This window comes from Acidobacteriota bacterium, assembly GCA_003696075.1.
Classification (GTDB): Bacteria; Acidobacteriota; Polarisedimenticolia; order J045; family J045; genus J045.
Genome location: RFHH01000203.1, coordinates 1 through 6,167, shown reverse-complemented (window position 1 = coordinate 6,167; position 6,167 = coordinate 1). Strand labels below are relative to the sequence as shown.

Sequence of the window (6,167 nt, the reverse complement as noted above, 5' to 3'; positions counted from 1 at the left end):
GAGTGGGGGTCACCGCCACGCCGCCGCCGGAAACCGGGAACCGGAGGTGGGCGCCGACCCGGTGCGAAGGCCGGTGGGCGAGCGCGCGCCCGGCGGCACCCCCACCACCGGCGGACGACGACAGGCCGTTCTGCCGGCAAGCGTCCGGTGGGCGTCCGAGATGCCTCTCAGGCGGCGCGCGGCGCCGAGCGACCGGCCGCCGGATCGAAAGCCAGCTTCGGCAACGCGCCGGCCAGCCCTCGGAGACCGCCGGTTCCGCAGCCCTGACGACGGGAAAAGGGAACGCACCCGCGGGGATGCGGCCGGCCAAGGGGGGCGCCGCCGCCCGCGATCAGGAAGCGCCGGGAAGCCCGAGCGACGCCAGTCCGTCGACGACCTTCGCGTCCGGAGGGATCGCGAGCGTGAACGCGCTGCCCGGCAGCTCGGGGTTCACCTCGATCTTCACCAGGTCGAGCGTGACCCGGTCCCCGTCGCCCGACCGGTACCGGATGCGGCGCGGCAGGCCGTCGCGGCGGTCGATGCAGAGCCGGATCTCGGCGACGCGCTTGCGGACGCGCCGCGATTTCGGCACGAGCACCAGCTCGTCGGTGCCCTCGACGGCCGGCCGCTCGGCCAGCTCGATACGGAACTCCTTCGCCAGCGACGCTCCGTCCTGGCCGATCGCCAAAAGACGCCGGAGGCGGCGCTCGTAGCGGGACGTCGAGACGCGCTCGACCTCGTTCCGGTCGGGCGCCCATCCCGTGAGCTTCCCGTCCGCCAGCAGGTACATCCGGCGCTCGGGCGTCCGGTACTCCCACAGCAGCTTGTCCGGCTTCCGGTACAGGAGGCGGCCGGTCAGGCGCTGTGGATCGTCGAGAAGCGCCAGCTCCCGCGTTTCCACCACCTCCGCCCGGAGCGTCTCCAGCGACTGCTGCGCGCGGTCGATGCGAGCCAGCACCTCCCGGACGCGCGGATCGACCTCCGCCCCTCCCCGGCCCGCGCGGGCGATGGTCGGAACCAGAAGAAGGGGCACGAGGGCCAGCGCCGCCAGACGCCGGGAGGGCGGAAACGGGCCATCGGAGACGGTTGCGGGCGTCATCGGGACTCCTCGGGGCCGGGGCCGGCGCGCCGCCGGGCGGACGCCAAGATGCCGGTGGGCGGTATCTTACCCGACTCGTCCCGCCGCCGCTCCTGCGCTATCGTGTTCGGCCGGCCCGCGGGGTGCGGCGCCGGAGACCCGTCCCCTACCGGAGAGACCGCCGATGCCGGATGCAGCCAAGCCGTTGACCAGCCTGACCGACGAGCAGCAGATGCTGATCTCGGAGGTGCGCCGCTTCAACGAGGAGATGGTCCGCCCGCGGATCGAGACGATGGATCGGGAAGCGAAGCTCGACCCCGACGTCCTGCGTCACCTGTTCGAGCTGGGGCTGATGGGGATCGACATCCCCGACGACCTGGGCGGTTCCGGGATGACGTTCACCGACGCGATCCTCGTGATCATGGAGCTGGCGCGGGTCGATCCCTCCGTGTCCGTCGTCTGCGACGTGCAAAACACGCTCGTGAACAACGCGATCCAGCGGTGGGGAACCGACGAGCAGAAGAAGCGCTTCCTGCCGCGCCTGGCGAGCGACACGGTGGGAGCCTACTGCCTGTCGGAGGCCGAGTCCGGATCGGACGCGTTCGCCCTGCGGACGCGGGCCTACCGCGAGGGGGACGGCTGGCGGCTCTCGGGGAACAAGCTCTGGATCACCAACGGATACGAGGCCGGGATCTACCTCGTCTTCGCCAACGCCGATCCCGAGAAGGGCTACCGGGGCATCACCTGCTTCGTCGTCGAGCGGGATATGGAGGGCTTCTCGGTCGGCAAGAAGGAGGACAAGCTGGGCATCCGCGCGTCCAGCACCGTGGAGATCGTTCTCGATGACGTCCGGGTCGGCGACGACCGCGTCCTCGGCGAGGTGGGCAAGGGCTACAAGGTGGCGATCGAGACGCTCAACGAGGGCCGGATCGGGATCGGCGCCCAGATGGTGGGGCTCGCGCAGGGAGCCATGGAGCACGCCCTGGGCTGGGCGAAAGAGCGCAAGCAGTTCGGCCGGCCGATCGCGGACTTCCAGGCAGTCCAGTTCGCCCTCGCCCGGATGGACGCCGAAATCGAGGCGGCCCGCCTGACCGTACTCAACGCCGCGCGCGTGAAGGAATCGGGGCAGACCTTCGCCAGGGAGGCGGCGATCGCCAAGTGGTTCGCCGCGGAAGTGGCGGAGCGCGTCACGTCGATGGCGGTCGAGCTGTTCGGCGGCTACGGCTTTACGAAGGACTATCCCGTCGAGAAGCTCTACCGGGACGCCAAGATCGGCAAGATCTACGAAGGCACGCACTTCATGCAGCTCCAGACGATCGCCAAGCTGCTCCTCGCGGGTTGAGAGGCCCCGCGGCACGAACTTCGCCACGGGCCGGAGCTCGTCCCCGCCACGCCGCGCTTCGAGCTCAGCCGCACCGCCGACTCCGTTGTGCGGCGTTACGACCGCCACCGTGCCGTCCGTGTCGCGTCGATTCCTCTGGCGAACGCCCCCAGCGCCGTCCGCATTCCCGGTGGCCAAGCCTCCGGGCTCGCTCCGCGGCGGGACGACGGGCTCGGCGCATTGCGGCAACGATCGGGAAGACGGCCGGCGCCGGCCGCGGCGACGGGGCCGGCGGCGCGGGCGGGACGGCGGCGGAACGCCCGCCCCCGGCGCCCGCGAAGTCGGGGCGGCGCCGGACGGGCTTACGAGGACGAGGTCGCGCCGGAGGCGATCCGGGCGAGGATCTGCTCCGGGATGCCGGAGGGGCGCCTGTCGAGCACCTCTTGCACCCGCGCTCGGATCTGGTCCCACTCTTCGGGGGGCACCCGCAGGAACGCCTCCACGACCTGCGGGTCGAACTGGGTGCCGGCGTAGTCGATCATCTCCTGGCGCGCCCTCTCGTAGGGAAGCGCCGCGCGGTAGGGGCGGTCGGAGGTCATCGCGTCGAACGTGTCCGCCACGGCGAACAGGCGGGCCCCGATCGGGATCTGCTCTTCCCGGAGCCCGCGCGGATAGCCCGAGCCGTCCCACTTTTCCTGGTGCGCCAGCACGATCTCCGCGGAGTCGGCCAGGAACTCGATGTCCTTGAGCATGTCGTAGCCGAGCTGCGCGTGGAGCCGCATGATCTCCTGCTCCTCCTCGTTCAGCGGCCCCGGCTTGCGGAGGATGGCGTCGGGAATCCCGATCTTTCCCACGTCGTGCAGCATGGCTCCGCGGCGGATCGCGGTCAGTTCCGGCTCCCCGATGCCCATCTCCTGCGCCAGGCGCGTCGTGTACTCGACGACGCGCAGGGAGTGACCCTGGGTCTCGGTGTCGCGATAGTCCAGGGCGATCATCAGCGCGGTCAGCGTGGCGTCGTAGGCCGACTTCAGCTGCTCGTGCAGTCCGCGGATGCGGGCCATGGCCTGGAGCACCTCGCGGGTGCGCTCGTCCACGAGGCGCTCGAGGTGGTCCTGGTACATGCGGTTCTCGATGGTGAGGCGCCGCTTCTCGAGGGCCCGCTCGGTGCGCGCCCGCACCTCCGGCAGGGAGAAGGGCTTGCAGACGTAGTCGGCGGCGCCGCCGAGCATGGCCTGCACCGCCGTCCCGGCGTCGTCGATCCCCGTCACCATCATGACGGCGATGTCCGGGTCGTAGCTCCGGATCCACTTCAGCAGGTCGGTGCCGCGCTCCCCCGGCATGTCGATGTCGCACAGGACCAGGTCGAATTCCCCTCCCGCTTCGATCCGCCGGCGCGCCTCGGCGGCCGAGGCGGCGGTCTGGACCTCGTACCCGAAGGCCTCGAGACCTTCGCGGAGCAGATCGCGCACGCTGGGATTGTCGTCGACGACGAGAATGTTGGCCTTCGGATCCATGCGTCAGCCTCGGCGGGAGCGTCCGCTCCCCGGCGCCTCCCCCCGCTCCCGCGGCCCACCGCCGCGGGCCGGGCTCCCCCCCGCCGACACCGCACGCGTCCGCACGTTCAGTGCGTCTCCGCCCAGTTATCGGCCGTCCCGATGTCAACCTTGAGCGGCACGTCGAGCCGCGCCACCGATTCCATCTCCTCGCGCACGAGCCGGGCGACGGGCGCGACCTCCTCCGAGGGTACTTCGATCAACAGCTCGTCGTGAACCTGCAAGAGCAAACGGCTGCGGAAACCTCCGGATTCGAGGCGCCGGGCGACCCGGACCATCGCCATCTTGACAATGTCCGCCGCGGAGCCCTGCACGGTGGTGTTCACCGCCTGGCGGAGAAGCTGCTCCCGGACGGCGTGGCTCAGACGCCGCCCCCCGGCCGCTCCCGTCAGCTCCGGGAAGAAACGGACCCTTCCGAACAGCGTCCGCACCTCCCCCGTCTGCTTCACCTCGGCGATCACCCCGTCGATGTAGCGCTTGACGTCGGGATAGCGCTCGAAGTAGGCGTCGATGAAGGCCCGCGCCTCCTCGCGGGTCATCTTCTGCTCGCGGGCCAGCCGGAACTCGGACATCCCGTAGATGATGCCGAAGTTGACCGCCTTGGCGCGCGATCGCATCTCCGGGGTGACCTCCTCGAGGGGCACGCCGAAGACGAGCGACGCGGTGTATCGGTGGATGTCGAGATCCTTGCGGAACGCCTCGGCGAGCCGCTCGTCCCCGGCGAGGTGCGCGAGGATCCGCAGCTCCATCTGCGAGTAGTCGGCCGAGAGGAACTTCCATCCGGGCTCGGGGACGAAGGCCGCCCGGATGGTGCGGCCCAGCTCGGTTCGCACCGGGATGTTCTGCAGGTTCGGATCGCTGGACGAAAGGCGTCCGGTGGCGGCACCGAGCTGATGGAACCGCGTGTGGAGGCGCCCGGTGCGCTCCGAGACGAACTGCGGCAGGGCGTCGACGTAGGTGCTCTTCAGCTTCGCCAGCTCGCGGTACTCGAGAACCTTCGCCGGCAGCTCGTGCTCGAGCGCGAGGGCCTCGAGCGCCTCCTGCCCCGTCGAGTGGGCCCGCGTCTTCACGGTGCGCCGCCCCGTGGGAGAGAGCTTGAGTTCCTCGAACAGGACCTTCCGGAGCTGCGCGGGCGAGTTCACGTTGAAGGGGTGTCCGGCCAGGGCATGGATCTCGCCCTCGAGGCGGGCGATCTCGCGACCCAGCCGCTCGGAGAGCTCGGCGAGCCTCGCGCGGTCGAGCCGGATCCCGTGCCGCTCCATCCGCCACAGGACCGGCACGAGCGGCATCTCGATCTCCCGGAACAGATCGGTCAGCCCGTGCTCGTCGAGGCGCCGTGCCAGCTCGTCGGCGAGAGGCAGCAGGACGGCCGCCTCGGCCCCGCTCGCGTTCGGGGCGCCGGAGCCGTCCACCTCGGCGAGGCTCGCCTGGCCCCCCTTCCGCGGCGGCGGCGGGCGCCGCACCCGTTCTCCGAGAACGCGCGCGGCGAGATCCTCCGCCGAACGCTCCCGCGCCGACGGCTCGAGCAGCGCGCCGGCGAGCATCGTGTCGAACGCGAGGCCCCCGAGATCGAGATCGGCCTCCGCGAGCCGGTGCATCGCCTCCTTGAGGTCGTGCCCCACCTTCGGCGGCCCTTCCGCGCCCAGAAGCGCCGGCAGGGCGCGCGGGACCCGGCGGCCGGCGAGCGGGATGTAGACGGCCTCCCCCGCCGCCGCGGAGAGGGCCACCCCTTCGGGAGGCGAGCCGCGTCCCTGGCCGGGAACCGCGGCGACCGCGACGCCGATGCGCTCCGCCCGGCGGAGCGCCCGCAGGAGCGCCGCCGCCTCGCGACCGTCCGCCGGCTCGCGGACGGTGAGCGCCGGGGGCTCCGGGACGGCGGCCGACGGCTCCTGTTCGAGTTCCTCGACCAGCCGCCGGAAGCCGAGCCGCCGAAACAGCGCAAGCGCCGCCGCCACGTCCGGATGTCCGGGGCGCATCGCCTCGAGGTCGAGCGTGACCGGCGCGTCGGTGCGCACCCGGACCAGCCGGCGCGACAGATCCAGCGCCTCCTCGTTGGCCGCCACCGCCAGCCAGGCCTTCGGCTGCGTTTTCTGGCCGAGCTTGGCGAGGATCTTCTTCAGCTCCCGCGCCGGCACCGTGCCGCGCGCGGCCAGCCCCGCGGCCGCTTCGAACCGCGCGGCGAGATCCTCCGCCTCCTCCCCGCCGCGCTCCCTCTCCATCGCCGCCAGCGAGGCGG

At 71.7% G+C, this 6,167-nt stretch carries 4 protein-coding genes; 1 reads left to right on the top strand and 3 read right to left on the bottom strand.

The features are described from left to right. Positions 1-331: 331 nt before the first annotated feature. A complete protein-coding gene (locus D6718_13060) occupies positions 332-1,078 on the bottom strand; it encodes an outer membrane lipoprotein carrier protein LolA (GenBank protein RMG43054.1) in 747 nt (248 codons plus the stop codon). Between the two features lie 163 nt (positions 1,079-1,241). Between D6718_13060 and D6718_13055 the strand changes: the two genes are divergently transcribed. After that, positions 1,242-2,399, top strand: a complete 1,158-nt coding sequence (locus D6718_13055; protein RMG43053.1) for an acyl-CoA dehydrogenase — start codon at positions 1,242-1,244, stop codon at positions 2,397-2,399. 341 nt (positions 2,400-2,740) lie between these two features. Here the strand turns inward: D6718_13055 and D6718_13050 are convergent, their stop codons facing one another. Both D6718_13050 and polA read right to left on the bottom strand, forming a co-directional pair. Next, positions 2,741-3,892 (bottom strand): response regulator, encoded by a 1,152-nt coding sequence (locus D6718_13050; protein ID RMG43052.1) that lies wholly within the window; start codon positions 3,890-3,892, stop codon positions 2,741-2,743. Positions 3,893-3,999: 107 nt separating this feature from the next. After that, a partial coding sequence (polA, locus tag D6718_13045) for a DNA polymerase I (protein ID RMG43051.1) occupies positions 4,000-6,167 on the bottom strand: 2,168 nt, incomplete at its 5' end.

What these genes read in the sequence shown, in the direction of transcription:
- D6718_13060 (RMG43054.1), bottom strand. Translation starts at nt 1,078, where the DNA reads ATGACGCCCGCAACCGTCTCCGATGGCCCGTTTCCGCCCTCCCGGCGT.
- D6718_13055 (RMG43053.1), top strand. Translation starts at nt 1,242, where the DNA reads ATGCCGGATGCAGCCAAGCCGTTGACCAGCCTGACCGACGAGCAGCAG.
- D6718_13050 (RMG43052.1), bottom strand. Translation starts at nt 3,892, where the DNA reads ATGGATCCGAAGGCCAACATTCTCGTCGTCGACGACAATCCCAGCGTG.